The 17,210-nt window shown below is 34.4% G+C and carries 17 protein-coding genes and 1 tRNA gene; 10 read left to right on the top strand and 8 right to left on the bottom strand.

Annotation, left to right across the window (positions count from 1 at the left end; translation table 11 throughout):
* The first annotated feature begins 102 nt into the window (after positions 1–102).
* Together DEU42_RS02850 and kdsB are read left to right on the top strand one after the other, a co-directional pair.
* Complete coding sequence (locus tag DEU42_RS02850) at positions 103–1,524, top strand: ATP-dependent RecD-like DNA helicase (RefSeq protein ID WP_114756763.1); 1,422 nt, start codon at positions 103–105, stop codon at positions 1,522–1,524.
* Between the two features lie 161 nt (positions 1,525–1,685).
* The gene (kdsB, locus tag DEU42_RS02845) at positions 1,686–2,411 is read left to right on the top strand and encodes a 3-deoxy-manno-octulosonate cytidylyltransferase (RefSeq protein WP_114756762.1); all 726 of its coding nucleotides are present in this window, start codon (positions 1,686–1,688) and stop codon (positions 2,409–2,411) included.
* Between the two features lie 62 nt (positions 2,412–2,473).
* Here the strand turns inward: kdsB and DEU42_RS02840 are convergent, their stop codons facing one another.
* On the bottom strand, positions 2,474–3,136 hold the full coding sequence (locus DEU42_RS02840; protein ID WP_114756761.1) for a spermidine synthase: 663 nt from the start codon (positions 3,134–3,136) through the stop codon (positions 2,474–2,476).
* Positions 3,129–3,863, bottom strand: coding sequence for a phytanoyl-CoA dioxygenase family protein (locus DEU42_RS02835; RefSeq protein ID WP_114756760.1), 735 nt, complete (start codon positions 3,861–3,863; stop codon positions 3,129–3,131). The genes DEU42_RS02840 and DEU42_RS02835 overlap by 8 nt, the downstream gene beginning before the upstream one ends.
* 63 nt (positions 3,864–3,926) lie before the next feature.
* Here DEU42_RS02835 and DEU42_RS02830 point away from each other — a divergent pair, with 63 nt between their 5' ends.
* Positions 3,927–4,478: a 1-acyl-sn-glycerol-3-phosphate acyltransferase gene (locus DEU42_RS02830; RefSeq protein WP_199509039.1), complete on the top strand. Its 552-nt coding sequence runs from the start codon at positions 3,927–3,929 to the stop codon at positions 4,476–4,478.
* A 206-nt stretch (positions 4,479–4,684) separates the two neighbouring features.
* Here DEU42_RS02830 and DEU42_RS02825 read toward each other — a convergent pair whose 3' ends face one another.
* Positions 4,685–5,176 (bottom strand): helix-turn-helix domain-containing protein, encoded by a 492-nt coding sequence (locus tag DEU42_RS02825; RefSeq protein ID WP_114756758.1) that lies wholly within the window; start codon positions 5,174–5,176, stop codon positions 4,685–4,687.
* 268 nt (positions 5,177–5,444) lie between these two features.
* Here DEU42_RS02825 and DEU42_RS02820 point away from each other — a divergent pair, with 268 nt between their 5' ends.
* From DEU42_RS02820 to DEU42_RS02805, 4 genes are all read left to right on the top strand, one after another.
* Positions 5,445–6,602, top strand: a complete 1,158-nt coding sequence (locus DEU42_RS02820) for a M14 metallopeptidase family protein (protein WP_114756757.1) — start codon at positions 5,445–5,447, stop codon at positions 6,600–6,602.
* Between the two features lie 88 nt (positions 6,603–6,690).
* Positions 6,691–7,170 carry an Lrp/AsnC family transcriptional regulator gene (locus DEU42_RS02815; protein ID WP_026300077.1) on the top strand — a complete coding sequence of 160 codons (480 nt, stop codon included), beginning with the start codon at positions 6,691–6,693 and terminating at the stop codon, positions 7,168–7,170.
* An 83-nt stretch (positions 7,171–7,253) separates the two neighbouring features.
* On the top strand, positions 7,254–9,830 hold the full coding sequence (locus DEU42_RS02810) for a phosphoenolpyruvate carboxylase (RefSeq protein ID WP_114756756.1): 2,577 nt from the start codon (positions 7,254–7,256) through the stop codon (positions 9,828–9,830).
* A 3-nt stretch (positions 9,831–9,833) separates the two neighbouring features.
* Positions 9,834–10,352 (top strand): DinB family protein, encoded by a 519-nt coding sequence (locus tag DEU42_RS02805; RefSeq protein ID WP_114756755.1) that lies wholly within the window; start codon positions 9,834–9,836, stop codon positions 10,350–10,352.
* A 26-nt stretch (positions 10,353–10,378) separates the two neighbouring features.
* Here the strand turns inward: DEU42_RS02805 and DEU42_RS02800 are convergent, their stop codons facing one another.
* The 5 genes from DEU42_RS02800 to aroB all read right to left on the bottom strand — a co-directional run bounded on the left by DEU42_RS02800 (position 10,379) and on the right by aroB (position 15,199).
* Positions 10,379–10,858 (bottom strand): hypothetical protein, encoded by a 480-nt coding sequence (locus DEU42_RS02800; RefSeq protein ID WP_114756754.1) that lies wholly within the window; start codon positions 10,856–10,858, stop codon positions 10,379–10,381.
* A gap of 87 nt (positions 10,859–10,945) precedes the next feature.
* Positions 10,946–11,422, bottom strand: a complete 477-nt coding sequence (locus DEU42_RS02795; RefSeq protein ID WP_199509038.1) for a DNA primase — start codon at positions 11,420–11,422, stop codon at positions 10,946–10,948.
* A 7-nt stretch (positions 11,423–11,429) separates the two neighbouring features.
* On the bottom strand, positions 11,430–12,401 hold the full coding sequence (locus DEU42_RS02790) for a deoxyhypusine synthase family protein (protein WP_114756753.1): 972 nt from the start codon (positions 12,399–12,401) through the stop codon (positions 11,430–11,432).
* Positions 12,402–12,426: 25 nt separating this feature from the next.
* The gene (locus DEU42_RS02785; RefSeq protein ID WP_114756752.1) at positions 12,427–13,833 is read right to left on the bottom strand and encodes an arginine decarboxylase; all 1,407 of its coding nucleotides are present in this window, start codon (positions 13,831–13,833) and stop codon (positions 12,427–12,429) included.
* A 298-nt stretch (positions 13,834–14,131) separates the two neighbouring features.
* On the bottom strand, positions 14,132–15,199 hold the full coding sequence (gene aroB, locus DEU42_RS02780) for a 3-dehydroquinate synthase (protein WP_114756751.1): 1,068 nt from the start codon (positions 15,197–15,199) through the stop codon (positions 14,132–14,134).
* 89 nt (positions 15,200–15,288) lie between these two features.
* Between aroB and DEU42_RS02775 the strand changes: the two genes are divergently transcribed.
* From DEU42_RS02775 to DEU42_RS02765, 3 genes are all read left to right on the top strand, one after another.
* Entirely contained in the window at positions 15,289–16,461 is a 1,173-nt protein-coding gene (locus DEU42_RS02775; RefSeq protein WP_114756750.1) for a proline dehydrogenase family protein, read from the top strand.
* Between the two features lie 12 nt (positions 16,462–16,473).
* Positions 16,474–16,851, top strand: coding sequence for a DUF4258 domain-containing protein (locus DEU42_RS02770; RefSeq protein ID WP_114756749.1), 378 nt, complete (start codon positions 16,474–16,476; stop codon positions 16,849–16,851).
* 94 nt (positions 16,852–16,945) lie between these two features.
* Positions 16,946–17,023, top strand: a tRNA-Val gene (locus DEU42_RS02765).
* Positions 17,024–17,210: the final 187 nt, after the last annotated feature.

The raw sequence follows: 17,210 nt of genomic DNA, 5'->3' as shown, positions 1-17,210 counted from the left end.
GGAGGTTTCAATGCAAATTTACATTCTTTTTTGGTTTAGGACAGGTTACTCGTTAATTTCATGTTATCTTTGGGCTAATAAATATAATCCTTTCTTTTTTTAATGAATTCTGCCTCTTTTTATAAACTTCTGCGCCAGCGATTTCCGTTTGAACCAACAATAAAACAGGATATTTTTCTGCAGAAAGCGGCCGAATTTGTTACTAACAATAATAATGAAGAGATTTTTGTACTTAAAGGATATGCAGGTACCGGTAAGACTACTATAATTTCGACTATAGTGAATCATTTGGCTGAAGCCAGTAAAAAATATGTCTTGCTTGCACCAACAGGTCGTGCTGCAAAAGTAATTGCCAATTATTCCAATAAACCGGCTTTTACTATACATAAACGAATTTATTTTCCAAAAAAGGGTAGTGGTGGAGCAGTCGGTTTTACAATGCAGCCTAATAAGTTTACCAATACTATTTTTATAGTTGACGAGGCTTCCATGATTTCAGATACTATGCAGGAAACCAAAATGTATGAGAATGGTTCATTGCTCGATGATCTTATGTCTTATGTATACTCCGGTAAGAATTGTAAGTTATTATTAATAGGAGATACAGCGCAGTTGCCACCTGTGAATTCAGACATTAGTCCGGCACTCGATATTGATACACTTTCTATACATTATTTTAAGGATGTTCAACATATTGAACTCGACGAAGTAATGCGTCAGGAAGAAAATTCGGGAATTCTTTATAATGCGACAGAACTTCGTGAAGTACTTAAATCGGCTTTTGCAGATACTTTTCAGTTTAAGTTACGTGGATTTAAAGATATAATACGACTTGTAGATGGCTATGATATTCAGGATGCCATTAATTATGCCTATAGTAATTATAGTATTGAAGATACAGCATTTATAGTACGTTCCAATAAAAGAGCTAACCAATACAATCAGCAGATTCGTTCCCGCATTTTGTCACGTGAAAGTGAACTTTCTACAGGAGATTTCCTGATGGTAGTGAAGAATAACTATTTTTGGCTAGACGAAAAAAGTGAGGCCGGATTTATTGCTAATGGTGATATTATTGAAATACTGGAAATATTCAGGATAGAAGAACTCTACGGATTCAAATTTGCCAGGGTAAAGATCAGAATGGTGGATTATCCTAACCAAATTCCGATCGAAACCTATTTGTTACTTGATACTATTGAAACGGAAGCAGCTTCCTTGTCTTATGAAGATTCGAATCGCCTGTATCAGGAAGTGATGAAAGATTATGAGGGAGAGCCCCAATATAAAAAGTTCATGAAGGTGAAGAATAATCCGCACTTCAATGCTTTACAGGTTAAATTCTCCTATGCCATTACCTGTCACAAATCGCAGGGAGGGCAGTGGAATACTGTTTTTATAGAACAGCCATATTTGCCTGAAGGCATTACGACAGATTACATCCGCTGGCTGTATACGGCAGTTACACGGGCAAAGGATAAATTGTATCTTATTGGATTTAAAGACGATTATTTTGAAGAATAAGCTTTATGAGTAAGAAATGGAGAATTTTTCTAATTTGCTTAATTGTTACTGTATTGACTATAGTAGCATTTATAATTTATGGATTATTTCTTATGTCAATTGATGACTTTGGGAAATTGAATTAACTATACACAATTAAAGATTTAAAAAAATATACTACGATGAAAATCATAGCTGTTATACCTGCACGATATGCCTCGACCCGTTTTCCTGCAAAACTGATGCAGGACTTGGGAGGAAAAACCGTAATTACAAGAACCTATCAGGCTGCACTTGGCACAGGGCTGTTTGATGATGTGTTTGTTGTTACTGATTCTGATATTATTTATCAGGAAATAGTATCCAATGGAGGAAAAGCCATAATGAGCATCAAAGAGCACGAAAGTGGAAGCGATCGAATTGCAGAAGCCGTTGAAAGTCTTGATGTTGATATCGTTGTTAACGTTCAGGGTGATGAGCCTTTTATCAACAAAGAACCGTTGGCAGATGTACTCGAGGTTTTTAAGGGCGACACGGCTCATGAGATTGACCTGGCGTCGGTAATGATGCACATAACCGATTGGGATGATATTGAAAATCCTAACAACGTGAAGGTTATTGTCGACCAGAAAAAATTCGCATTGTATTTCTCACGTTCTGTAATCCCATATCCCAGGGATAAGGAAGCAGGTGTGAGTTATTATAAGCATATTGGTATTTATGCTTTTAGAAAACACGCTCTGATGGATTTTTACAATCTGCCAATGCAAACACTTGAAGCTTCAGAAAAACTGGAACAGCTTCGCTACCTTGAATATGGTAAGAAAATAAAAATGGTTGAAACCAGTCATGTCGGTATCGGTATTGATACTCCTGAGGATTTAGAAAAGGCAAAAAGGATGCTTTAATCAGTTTTCAGTCTCAGTCGCACAGTATTCAACAGCGACTGAGGCTGAAAACAGAATGTGGATTACCCTAATTTCTTTATCGTAAACAACTCATTATGTGTCTCTACTTTTGGGTACATTCTCACAGAATATTTACTACTGAAACGAGAGCGATAAGTTAAATTCCTGTCGAAATCTTTTTGCGTTAGTGTCATGGTATTGAATAAAATAAATCCATTTACATTAAGTAGAAAATTAATTCTGTCTATAAAGAATTCTTCAAACAAAAAGTTGGGCATTTGGGTATCCTGAAAGATGTCAATAATAATGAGATCATATTTTTCTTTTGTTTTTAAAACAAATTCAAAGGCATCATCAATAACGATTTCCAGATTTTCTATTTTATCAAGACCAAAGTACTTGTTAGCGATTTCAATTGCTGCAGGATCGATCTCAACTCCGGTAATTTTGCCTTGGAATTTTATTTCCTCAGCAAGGGTTTTTATAACACTCCCTCCGGCCACACCGAGTACAAGTATATTGTTAAACCCTCTTATTCTTTCAAATCCTATATAGTCAAGGCCTTTACGTAAAATACGCTGAAGGCTGCCGTAGGAATAGTTAGTGTTTTTTGAGTCCAGAACCAACTGCCCATTATTATAGGTAACTTCAAGTTTTTGGCTAATGGCTGAATTCTTTTTATAAATATTTACAGGAATGAAATAGCTGAGCAGCTTTTTAAACATGGAGTTCTATATTAGAGAAATTAATTCTTTCTGACCATTTTATATTTTCAGGCAATTCTATGTTACTGAATTCTATATGTATTACCCTCCTCCTCAAATCATTTACAGTTCTGCCGGAACTGTGTAGAAGAAGAGGCTTCATAAGCATTATTCCTCCTTTTGACACACTGCAGCTAACTTCTGTTTCTGTATTCCAATCAATGGTTTCAGGCCTGTATATCTTTTTTTTATGTGACTCAGGAATAACCTTTAGCGCACCATTTTCTTCATTGGTATCATCAAGATGAATTCGTATTGTAAAGATGTTTTCAAGAATATCTATCGGAGGCTGAACTGCAAACTGATTTTGTTTGACTGTCCAAGGACCAAAGCCTTCAATATCAGTTTTATTGTCTACTGAAATTGTAAGATCCTGATGATAAGCAACAAACCAATTGGAATCTCCTGGCTTGTCAAAATAAATTGATTTAACTGAAAAATAGTTTTTTCCCAGTGTATTTATAATTGCAGTAAGCTTGTTGTTAAAGATTATAGGTAATGTTTCCGGTATTTCTTTTAAAAATTGCCTTATAGCAAAAAGATTGGCAGATTTTCTAAAAGTATCCGAAGTGGTATCTGCGTGGTTAGTTATATTTAATAGATTATTTATCTCGTTACTACTATATATAGAATCAATTACCTGAAATCCATCTTTTTCAAACTGATTTAGCTTCTCTTGTAAGGTCATATTGCTTAGTTCGTTTGTATTTGTAAATATATGTTATTTTTACTGCTGTGTTTTTAGAAGATTATGAAAAAAATATATCAATTTATCTTTTTTAAGTTACTGGGTTGGCATATAAAAGGTTGGATGAATCCGGAAATTAAAAAGTGCGTTATTATAGTTGCTCCTCATACTAGCTGGATTGATTTTGCTATTGGGGTATTTTCAAGGGGAAGCATAGGTCAGGAGATGCACTTTGTTGCTAAAAAAGAGTTGTTTAAGTTTCCCTTCGGGGCTTATTTTAAATGGATGGGAGGCGCGCCACTCGACAGGCAGAAAAATGAGAATAAAGTAGATGCGATCGCGGCCATTTTTAAGGAGCGTGAAATATTCAGACTGGCAATCGCGCCGGAGGGAACTAGAAAAAAAGTAACAGAATGGAAAACCGGATTCTATTATATTGCCCTAAAAGCAGATGTGCCTGTTGTGGCAGTAGCTTTTGACTATAGTAGGAAAGAAGTTAAAATTGCAGCTCCGTATTACCTGACAGGGGATAAAGAAGAAGATTTTAAGGTGTTAGAGTCTAATTATAAAGGTGTCTTAGGATATGTACCACAGAATAGCTATAAAAATGATTAAGAATAGTTTAACTAACTATTTAATTTATTTAACATCAACTAGTTGTATCTTTACAATAAGAGAATAAGGAAAATAATTTATTGCCAATAAAGTATATATTGAATATCATTTCCCCGGGAAGAGGGGATTATCGAATTAAAGATAATTTGTGTTTGTTTTATTGGTTAATGGCCCCGGTCAGCTTTTTATAAAGCTATCGGGGTTTTTTAATTTTCAGGATTATAGTTTTTAAAAGTTCCATTTTTATAAAATACTACTATTCTTTCTATTGAGTTGGAATCTGTCGGTTTTATTGTTTCTGTTTGTTTTTGAACTGATGAAGAAAACAAGTCAGGTTCAGTTTTGTTTTCCGGGAACGGAACTTCTTTAGAAGAAAATAAATCAAATGCTTCCTCATTATTATTTTCAAAAAGAGAAGTAGAGGATAAAATAGGTACAGGCACTTCAGTTTTTGTATCTTTTGTTTCTTCGTTTTTTGGAAAATCACCGTCGCCATTCATTAGCCAGTAGAAATTAACTTCAGGGAAATTCTCAATTATTTTCATCACAAAATCTAAGCTAGGTTTATTTCGTCCGGACATAAGATGGGAGAGTCCTGAACGTTGTACGCCCATTTTATCAGCAAATACAGAAGCAGAAAGATTATAATAATCGAGTATTATTTCAAGTCGTTTTATAAAGTCATCGGTGTTTACCATTGTAACTTATTTTAAAAAGATTGTGATATTACAAATGTAAACAATTCAAATCACTTACAAAAGAAATCTTTAAATAATATAATATACTTAGACTAAAAGTTTACATTATATTGTTTAAATAATTGATTTTAAATAACTTAATATAGTATTTGATGCGGTAAGTATTTAACTAGAGTATAAATGGTTATAACAGTTTACAATTGTAAATAACTTTAAGTTTACAATTGTAAAAAATAAGATATTTACTTTTGTAACCAAATTAAAAACTATGAATCTACAGCAATTGCATAATCAATATAAAGAGGAAAGATTATTTGGACGTTATATTACCAATTCGCACATACAGCCAATTCTTGAGGAATTAAAAGAAGTTTTTGAATTAGATATTTTAGGCCACTCAGTATTAGGTGAACCTATATATAGTATTAAGGCAGGTAGTGGAACAACTAAACTATATATATGGTCTCAGATGCATGGTAATGAGTCGACAACCACTAAAGCTATTTTTGATCTCCTTAATCTTCTTAAAGGAGATTCTGATTTGGCTAAAGAGCTTAAAGATGCTTTTACCTTTTTGATTATTCCAATACTCAATCCTGATGGTGCGCGACTTTATACCAGAGCTAATGCCGTTGATGTAGATCTTAATAGAGATTCATTGAATCTTACCCAGCCCGAAAGCCAGATATTGCGTCAGACTTTTGAGTCTTTTAAACCTGATTTTTGCTATAATATGCATGATCAGCGTACCATATTTGGGGTTGGAAATATGCCGCTGCCTGCTACAGTCTCTTTTTTAGCTCCTTCTTATAATAATGAGCGTGATATAAATGAATGCCGACAAAAAGCTATAAATGTTATTGCAGCAATGAATGAAACATTGCAACAATATATTCCCGGGCAGGTAGGTAGATTTGATGATTCGTTCAATATCAACTGTATAGGTGATATGTTTCAGTCATTAGGAACTCCTACGGTGCTATTTGAAGCAGGTCATTATCAAAATGACTATGAAAGAGAAGAATCTCGTAAATATATCTTTTTTGCATTATTATCAGGATTTAATGCTATTTACGAAAACGTTATAGTTGTTAACAAAAAAACAGAATATTTCAATATTCCTCAAAATAAGATTATTTTTTATGACATCATCTACAAAAATGTTAAGATAAATTATGAAAATAAAGAAAAAATAACGAATTTTGCATCACAATATAAGGAAGTTCTATTTGAGAATTCTGTAATTTTTCAAGCTATAATTAGCGAAATAGGTAATTTGGACGGTTTTAGGGGTCACGAAGAATTTGACGTTTTAGACGAAGAATTTTCAGATTCAGAGCTTAATAAAATGCCAATAATTGGAAATAAAGCGGATTTTACAGTTGGTAAGACAAGAAAATTTGTTAACGGATTGGAAATAAAGTAGAACAAATCCTTATAAATGAATTTTTTAATAACAGGTTTTAAAAATTAGAATAAGAGAAACCAATTTTAACCTTTAAAAAGACACATTTATGAGCAAATTTCGTTTAGATGAAGTTGACCATCAGATTCTGGATATGCTGATTGACAACACAAGGGTTCCGTTTACTGATATTGCAAAAAAACTATTAATCTCTGCCGGAACTGTCCATGTAAGGGTTAAGAAAATGGAAGATGCAGGTATTATCATGGGGTCATCACTAACTCTTGATTATGAGAAGTTAGGTTATTCATTCATTGCCTATGTTGGTGTATTCCTTCATAATACTTCACAAACTAAATTCGTACTTGAAAGAATTAATGAGATACCTTTTGTTACTGTAGCTCATGTTACTACAGGTAAGTTCAATATCTTCTGTAAGATTAGAGCTAAAGACACTAAACACGCTAAAGAGGTAATCTTCATGATTGATGATATTGAAGGTGTTTACAGAACTGAAACCATGATATCTCTTGAAGAGAGCATCAATGATAAGAAAAGGCTTATGCATACGATATTTAAAGATCTGTAAGGATTTTTATTAAAATTTTAAACCCTCATGTTTTACTACATGAGGGTTTTTTATTAAATTGAACTACCAAAAAACATTTATATATGTATCCTTCTACATTGCTGGAGCGCTTTAATGAGCAAGTACAGCTCAAATATCAGATATTCAATAGTATATTCATGACTTTACCTTTTCAGGCTATAGATAATACCGGTAGTTTACTTCCGTTGTTTTCGGAAATGTGTGATGACGGTTTTAAGAATGAGCAAAGCCCTGAGCAGATTTTTAATGAGTTTGCCGAAAAGTATATGCCGGGCACAACTGAAAAGGAAAGGATAGGTATGATGTTCCGTTTTATTCAGTATGTTGAGCGTCAAATCGTATTATTCGACGCGATTGAGGATGCAGCTTTTACAAAAATGAATAATCTTGAAGGAAGTGGTTCATTGCGTTATAGCAGGGAAAAAGCCGAAAGTCAGGGGTTAATGCATGAATTACGTGATTTCCTGGATGATTTTCAGGTAAGAGCAGTCCTTACAGCTCATCCAACTCAATTCTATCCCGGATCAGTGCTTGGTATTATTACCGATCTGACTTTAGCAATAAAGAATAACAACCTTCCTGAGATAAAAGACTTGTTGTCTCAATTAGGAAAGACTCCTTTTATTAAGAAAGAGAAACCAACACCATACGATGAAGCAGTTAGTCTCATCTGGTATCTTGAGAATGTGTTTTATCACGCTGCGGGCGAAATGTCATCTTTTGTACAACAATCCGTTTATCGTGAGGGAGCATTAAGGCATCCGGTATTATCTTTTGGATTCTGGCCAGGTGGTGACCGTGATGGTAACCCTTTTGTTACTACTGAGATTACACTTAAGGTTGCTGATAGATTAAGGACATCGATTCTTAAATGTTATTATGGTGATATTCGAAAATTAAAACGAAAACTGACTTTTCCCGGGGTTGAAGCAATGATTACGGATATAGAAGGGAAGCTATACCGATCAGTATTTTATTCTGAGGGGGAATTGTATATAACTCTGGAGGAACTGAAACTTGCTCTTAACGAGGTTAGGGATTTAGTGGTTAATGAACATCAGGCGCTTTATGCTGACGAAATTGATGGGCTTATTAATAAGGTTAATCTTTTTGGATTTCATTTTGCATCTCTGGATATTCGTCAGAATAGCAGAATTCATGATGCAGTATTTAGTGATGTAATAAATTATTTAGCAAAAGAAAATACTGAAGCCGGGGATTATAAGAATCTGGATAATAAAGCTAAGATCCAATTATTAGGTAAGCTGAAAGGAAAAATTGAGCCTTCATTTTTTGAAAATGAGGATACGATAAAAACACTTGAATCTATTCTGGCTATAAAAAACATACAAGAAAATAATGGTCCTCAGGGAACCAACAGATATATTATAAGTAATAATGAAAGTGCGCTTAATGTTTTGGAGCTTTTAACGCTATTTAGACTTGTAGGTTTTGAAAACCCGCCGGTTGATATCGTCCCACTTTTTGAAACTGTAGATGATCTTAAAGATGCAGATGCTGTAATGAAACTTCTTTATGAAAATGAAGTGTATGCAAAACACCTGAAAAACAGGGGAAATAAACAAACTATAATGTTAGGATTCTCTGATGGTACTAAAGATGGCGGCTACTTAATGGCTAACTGGAGTATTTACAGAGCAAAAGAGAACCTGACGGCAATGGCACGCGAGCATGATGTTAAAGTTGTTTTTTTTGATGGCAGGGGAGGACCACCGGCAAGAGGAGGAGGTAAAACTCATAAATATTATGCTTCACAGGGAGCGACTATTGAAAATAATGAGATTCAAATAACTATTCAGGGGCAAACCATTAGTTCTAATTTTGGTACACTTGATACTTGTCGTTTCAATCTTGAAAATTTATTAAGTGCTGGTATAACCAATGGCGTATTTAATAAAGAGAAAAAACAATTTACCCAGGAGCAGCGTGAATTGATTGATCATTTATCGCTGTTAGGATATGAGAAGTATACTGATTTTAAAAACCATCCTAAGTTTTTATCATATCTGGATCAGATGAGTACGCTAAATTATTATGCGAAAACCAACATAGGGAGCCGACCTTCAAAAAGAAGTAAATCAGCTACTTTGGATTTCTCTGAATTGAGGGCAATTCCATTTGTTGGATCATGGAGTCAGCTAAAACAAAATGTACCCGGTTTTTATGGTGTAGGATATGCCTTGGGACGCTATGAAAAAAATGGGCAATGGGAAAAAGTACAGCAATTGTATAGCGATTCTTTGTTTTTCAGAACACTTTTAGAAAACAGTATGATGTCGTTGTCAAAATCTTTCTTCCCTCTTACAGCTTACATGAAGGAAGACCCTGAGTTTGGTGAATTCTGGCAAATCATTTACGATGAGTTTTTAGAAACTAAACGTCTGTTATTAAAAATATCAGGATACGATGAGTTGATGGATAATTATCCGGATGGCAAAGCATCCATAAAACTCAGAGAACATATTGTATTACCTTTGCTAACCATACAACAGTATGCCTTAAATAAAATTAGGGGTATTAAAAAGAACAATACCGATGATGCATTACTTGAGATTTACGAAAAAATAGTAACACGTTCCTTATTTGGGAACATAAATGCCAGCAGGAATTCTGCGTAACAAATGAAAATAAGTGATATTACACCAGATGAATATGCTCCTTATCAGGAATTATATATCAAGCTGGTAAATGATGAGTATAATCTTTTTGAAGAACTCGAAATTAGCGTTCATAATCTGGTGCATTTTGTCAGAGAGATTCCTATGGATAAATACGATTACAGATATGCAGAAGGGAAGTGGACTATTAAAGATATACTTCAGCATCTTATAGATACTGAAAGGATATTTGCCTACAGGGCATTACGTTTTGCCAGAGCTGATGAAACAGAACTCCCGGGATTCGATGAGACTTCATATGGTAATGCAGCACATGGATCGGAAAGGAGCATTAATGAACTGCTTACAGAAATGTCAGCATTACGCCATGCAAATATTATGATGTTTAAATCCTTTAGCTCCGAGGATTTACAGAGAAAGGGAACCGCATCGGGTTACAGGGTTTCGGTAAGAGCATTTGGTTTCTTGCTGATCGGTCATCAAAATCATCATATAAAGATATTTAAGGAAAGATATTTATAATAAAAAAGCCGCTTTAAGCGGCTTTTTTATGGACAATTAATTTTATTAATGTACAATGGTGTAGTTGATTTTAAGTTTTTATAACGATATACATCGTCATCTCCTTTGATCATTTCTCCAAATTTCACACCTGCTTTGTTATCTTCTATAGTGAAAACTATTTCCTCGCGAACAGATTTACCTTCACCTATAGCAGTGCCTACAGCGGTAACAGTATTGTCTTTCATACTTCCTCTAAAAACAATTGTTTTTTTGTCTTTTTCATAAGGGGTAGATTTGTATGTGCCAGATATTTTATCTCCGTTTTTTAGAACAGTAAGCATCAAAGTATCTTTTGAGACAATCTGCATAAAACACATTTCCTCATTTTCGGGTAAATTTTCGCTAGCAGAATCATTATTAACAACTTCTTCAACTGCTTTTTCAGTTTCAGTTTTTTCCTCTTTTTGCTGACATGAAGTAAAAAGTAAAAGGATTAAAGCTAATGATGTTATAGTATATTTCATTTTTGGTTTCTTTTTATAAAAGTAAGATATTACAAACAAAAAAAGAACTCTGTTAAGAGTTCTTTATATAATTATTGAAGCGATAAATTAATCCTCTTCATCTTCGTCATCTTCGTCATCTTCATCGTCGTCATCTTCATCGTCGTCATAATCACGATCTTCATCATCGTCCTCGTCATCGTCCTCCTCATCTTCGTCGTCATCATTTTCTTCATCTCCATCAGCTTTGACAGAACTACTTTTTTTACGGGATTTTTTTGAACTTGCATCGTCATCAGCGTCGTCATCGTCGGCAATTTCAAGGTCTTTCAATGTGTCGATATCATCAGCTGTGTCATCAATATCGTCATCATCATAATTTTCAATCCTGTCAGCAAGTTTAGTACTAACTTTCACAAGATATATAGTATCCTCAGTTCTTACCTCTACAGCCTCAATAGTTTCATTTTTGGCATTTTTAAAACGAATGATGTTAGAATCATCATAACCATCAGGAAACTTCTCAACCAAAAGGGTAAGAATTTCATTAGTTAGCTTGGCATAGTCAACTATAACTCTTTTCATAAATCTATTATAAATCTAATAAGTAAGCAAAAATTAGTGGGGCAACAATAGTTGCATCAGATTCAATTATAAATTTAGGGGTATTTATATCAAGTTTACCCCATGTAATCTTTTCATTCGGTACAGCACCTGAATAAGAACCATAACTGGTTGTTGAATCAGATATCTGACAGAAATAACTCCAGAATGGAACATCATGCATTTCCATATCCTGGTAAAGCATCGGAACAACACAGATAGGGAAATCTCCGGCAATACCTCCACCAATCTGGAAGAAACCAACACCTTTGCTGCTGTTCTTTGTGTACCAGTCAGCAAGGAATGTCATATATTCAATACCAGACTTCATTGTAGATGCTTTTAGTTCACCTTTGATTACGTATGAAGCGAAGATATTACCCATTGTACTGTCTTCCCAGCCTGGTACAATAATAGGTAAATTTTTCTCAGCTGCAGCATACATCCAGCTATCTTTTAGGTCAATTTCATAATATTCTTCTAAAACACCTGAAAGCAGCATTTTATACATGAATTCATGTGGAAAATAACGCTCTCCTTTTTCGTCAGCATCTTTCCATATTTTATGGATGTGCTTTTGTAGTCGACGAAAAGCTTCGTGTTCAGGAATACAAGTATCGGTAACACGATTAAGCCCTCTTTCTAAAAGATCCCATTCCTGCTGAGGCGTAAGGTCTCTGTAATTAGGAACACGCTCATAGTGAGAGTGAGCTACAAGGTTCATTATATCTTCTTCAAGGTTAGCTCCTGTACATGAAATTATCTGTACTTTATCCTGACGAATCATTTCGGCGAAAATTTTCCCAAGTTCTGCCGTACTCATAGCGCCCGCAAGCGTCACCATCATCTGGGCACCATCCTGCAGCTGTTTTTCATAGCCTTTAGCGGCATCTACAAGCGCAGCACTATTAAAGTGCAGATAGTACTTTTCAATAAACTGGCTAATTGGTCCTTTGCTCATTGTTTGTTGTATTTAAATTCAAGTATTATTTCTTTTCTCTGTTATAACCTAATATAGATAGTACTTCTTCAGCTTGTTGCTGTTCTGAGAATACTTCTGTTGCTAATATTCCGTTTTCGTCCCTGTCTATAAGGATATGTTTAGGTTGCGGAATAAGGCAGTGATGTAATCCTCCATAGCCACCAATTGTTTCCTGATAAGCACCTGTGTTGAAGAATCCAATATATAATGGTTTTTCTTTATTGTATTTAGGTAGGTAAATGGCATTCATGTTTTGCTCAGAGTTGTAATAGTCATCACTGTCGCAAGTTAGTCCGCCTAATAAAACCCTTTCATACTGATCATTCCATCTATTGATGGCAAGCATAATAAAACGTTTGTTTATCGCCCAGGTATCCGGAAGGGTAGTAATGAATGATGAATCAATCATATTCCATTTTTCCCTGTCATTTTGTTGTTTTTGATATAGAACCTGATAAATAGCTCCTCCACTTTCACCAACTGTAAACGAACCGAATTCTGTGTAGATATTAGGTACCGGAACTTCAGCATCATCACATGCAATCTTGATTTGATTAAGGATTTCATCAATCATATACTGGTAATCGTATTCAAATGCCAGTGAATTTTTGATTGGGAATCCTCCACCTATGTTAAGACTATCGAGGGTAGGGCATTCTTTTTTAAGATTAACATAAACCTTAAGACATTTTACCAACTCGTTCCAATAGTAAGAAGTATCTCTAATCCCTGTATTGATAAAGAAGTGAAGCATTTTAAGCTCTACTTTTTTATTTTCATGTATCTGTTTTCTGTAAAAAGGGAGTATGTTTTTGTAACCAATTCCAAGACGAGATGTATAGAACTCGAATTTAGGCTCCTCTTCAGCCGCAATACGAATACCTATTTTGAACTTGCCGTTGATTTGTTCCTGTAAAAGATCAAGTTCTTCGTAGTTATCAATAATAGGGATTGTTCGGCTGTGTCCGTTATTTATTAGTCTTGCAATGTTTTCTATATATTGGTCTCTTTTGAAGCCATTACAGATCACATAGGTATTCTTGTTGATTTTTCCTTTTTCAAGAAGCTTTTCAACAATATTTACGTCGAATGCAGCAGATGTCTCAATATGAATATTGTTCTTGAAAGCCTCATCCATGATATATTCAAAGTGAGAGCTTTTTGTACAATAACAATAGTAATATTTACCCTCATATTTGTTTTTTTCCATTGCATTTCTAAACCATCCTTTTGCTTTACGGATATTATTAGAGATTGCAGGAAGATATGTGAATTTAAGAGGAGTGCCGTATTGCTCAACAAGTTTCATTAAGTCAATATTATGAAACTGAAGATTGTCTTTATTAAGAGTGAATTCTTCCTGTGGGAAGTAAAAAGTTTGATTTATAAGGTCGTAATATTTTGTGTTCATTTGAAAATTAATGGATATTTTGATTATAAAAATAAGATTTATTCCTAAGATTATAATCTGATTTTCAAACTCTTATATTCGCATACATAATCTGTAGCTTTTCACGACAGGTAATTCCGGAATGAAATACAAACATGTCCGCAATTCTCCGTACAGCAAATACAGTACTGTTTGCCTGTGCAAAAGCCTTTAATTTACTGATGGTCCCAAAAAGGGAAAACATGCTTTGGTTCATTTTCATCAGGGCAAATGTAAAAAATATTAATTCGTATTTAAAAACAAATCTCTTAAAAAATTGTTAGGTTTTGTAGTCTGCGAAGGCCTTGACAATCAAAGAGTTTTCAACCGTTTTGTTGATTGCTGTTTTTCCAATTTTATCCAAAAGAACAAATTGAACCTCTCCGGATACATTTTTTTTATCATGTACCAGTAATTTAATGATTTCTGCTATATCGTTTTCGTTAAAATCAACCTTCTCAAAAATGTTCTCAATGACAGTTTTTATTTCGATATAGTCATTAATAGAAATAAGATTTTGTTGCAATGAAAGATATGCTTCTATAATCATTCCTATAGCAATGGCTTCACCATGTAGAAGAGGCTCTTTAGCAGAGTTTTGTAAAAAATAAGATTCAATAGCATGTCCGATTGTATGTCCGAAATTGAGCGCTTTACGAATTCCTTTCTCTTTAGGATCCTGCTCAACTATATTGTTCTTTATTAGTATTGATTCATGTATTAATTGGCCTAAATCATCAGTAGTCAGATTGTTCAGATCAAAGAATTGCGTCCAGTAATTTTTGTCGGCTATCAGCCCATGTTTTAGCATTTCGGCAAGACCTGACCGCATTTGATTGGAAGGTAAGGTGTCAAGAAAATTGATATCTATAAGTACAGCTGTAGGGTTATTGATAATGCCTATCTGATTTTTTAATATTCCCAAGTCTACACCGGTTTTACCTCCAACTGAAGCATCAACCATTGCTAAAAGGGAAGTAGGAACGTTAATAAAATCCATACCTCTTTTAAATGTTGAAGCAACAAATCCACCCAAATCGGTAACTACACCACCTCCAAGATTAATTACAATGCTTTTTCTGTCGGCACCAAGTTCAGTAAGCGCATGCCATACTTCAATACAGGTCTCGATGGATTTATTAATCTCCCCGGCTTCTATTTCAACAATTTCGATTGGTAGCTCGGTTGCTACCTGGGCTAAAAAATTTGGCAGACAATATTGTGAGGTATTTGTGTCGGCCAGGACAAATAAAGTGGAATAATTTTCGGGTAATAAAACCTCCTGCAAATAGGTATAGCAGTTCTCGTTAAAATATATAGTATAAGAGGATGTTTTGATGGCTTCCATAAAATTACATTAAAGAAAAAGCAAAATAAGGCAATTAATACTTTAAATTCTTGAACAGTCTTTATATTTGCACAAATTTTTTAAACACAATGGAAAAAATCTTCAATAATACTGCCGATGCATTTGCATTAAAAAGTGACACTGAACTTGACAGGGCTTATTTTCTATTTAAAATGATAGCTTCCCAACCATTGGTGAGGATAGGTACAGCGGTTACAAACTTTGCACTAAACCTTCATTTACCGGTAGAGGGGCTTATAAGGGCTACAGTTTTTGATCACTTTTGTGGTGGCACTACTGAAGAAGACTGTCTTCCGGTAGTAGATAAAATGTTTACTAAAGGAGTTTCTTCTGTACTTGATTATTCAGTTGAAGCGAAAGAGGATGAGTCTGAATTTGATAAAGCTTTAGAGAAGACTTTAAAAACTATTGAGTTTGCTAAAGAAAGAGCTGCAATTCCTTTTGCAGTATTCAAGCCTACAGGTTTCGGAAGATTTGATCTTTGGGTAAAACTTGGTGAAAGAAAAGCTTTTACAGCAGAGGAAACAACTGAATGGAAGAGGGTGGTAGAGCGTTTTGAAATTGTGTGTAAAACGGCTCATGATAATGATGTTGCACTTCTTATTGATGCTGAAGAGAGTTGGATGCAGGATGCTGCTGATGACCTTGTGGCTGATATGATGCGTAAATACAACAAGAACAAAGCTATTGTTTATAACACGCTTCAAATGTATCGATGGGACAGGCTGGATTATTTAAAAAAATTACATGAACAGGCTAAAACCGATGGCTTTCATATAGGTATGAAAGTTGTAAGAGGTGCTTATATGGAGAAAGAGAATAAGCGTGCTGAAGAAATGGGTTATCCAACCCCTATATGTGAATCAAAAGAGGCAACAGATATTAATTATGACAACTGTATAAAATATATGGTTGATCATATTGATTCTATGGCCATTTTTGCAGGTACACATAATGAAGACAGTTCATATAAGCTTATTGAACTTATGAAGCAAAAAGGCATTAGCGCTAATGATGAAAAAGTATTTTTTGGTCAACTTTATGGTATGAGTGATAATATCAGCTTCAATCTGGCTGCTCATGGTTATCATGTTGCAAAATATCTTCCTTTTGGTCCCGTTAGGGATGTTATGCCATACTTGATAAGGAGGGCAGAGGAAAATACTTCCGTTGCCGGACAAACTAGCCGTGAACTAAACCTTATTAGCGCAGAAAGAAAAAGAAGAAAACTTCAGGATTAAAATCTATATAAAATGAAATTAAAACACAGAATAGCTTATTATATCTTTGGACTGACACTTGGTTTTTTTCTTGTAGCTTTTATATTTAATAAACGAGGGCAAGACTTTTGTTACTTGCCAAATTGCCGGGTTTTAAAAGATTTTAAAACTAAAGGTTTAACCATTTCTAAAGAAGCTCAGGCTAAAATAAACGAGAAATGGGTAACTATGGAAGATATAAAAAATAGCCTTGAGAACGGAAATGTAGATTTTTCTAAAAGCAATAAGCCAAATCCGGGTGGTGGCAAAATTTACATATTAGAGTCTACTACTGCTAAAAATGAGATTGTTATATTTGAAATAATTAATCATACAGACAGGGTTATTTTAAAGGATATAAAAAAACAATAATTTTTTTTCGCAAAAGGCTTGCAAATACAAATACTAAGCGTATATTTGCACCCGTAATACTGAAACAAACAACGCTTCGGGATTGCAAAAAAAAGGGCGATTAGCTCAGTTGGTTCAGAGCATCTCGTTTACACCGAGAGGGTCGGGGGTTCGAATCCCTCATCGCCCACCACTTTTAAAACTCTTCAGGAAACTGAAGAGTTTTTTTTTATTTTAAGCATTCCTAATCTTGTTTAATCCAAGCGGAGTAAGGTTTATTTCTAGAACTTTGGAGATTCATCACAAACAAAAAAGACGAAGACTACATTTTGTTTTCTTACGCATTTAAGAATAGCCTTTAAGCGTTCATTTCATGATTT

Source organism: Flavobacterium sp. AG291 (genome assembly GCF_003350375.1).
Taxonomy (GTDB): Bacteria; Bacteroidota; Bacteroidia; order Flavobacteriales; family Flavobacteriaceae; genus Flavobacterium; species Flavobacterium suzhouense.
The sequence above is the reverse complement of the archived record's forward strand: the minus strand, read 5'-3'. Positions and strand labels throughout refer to the sequence as shown.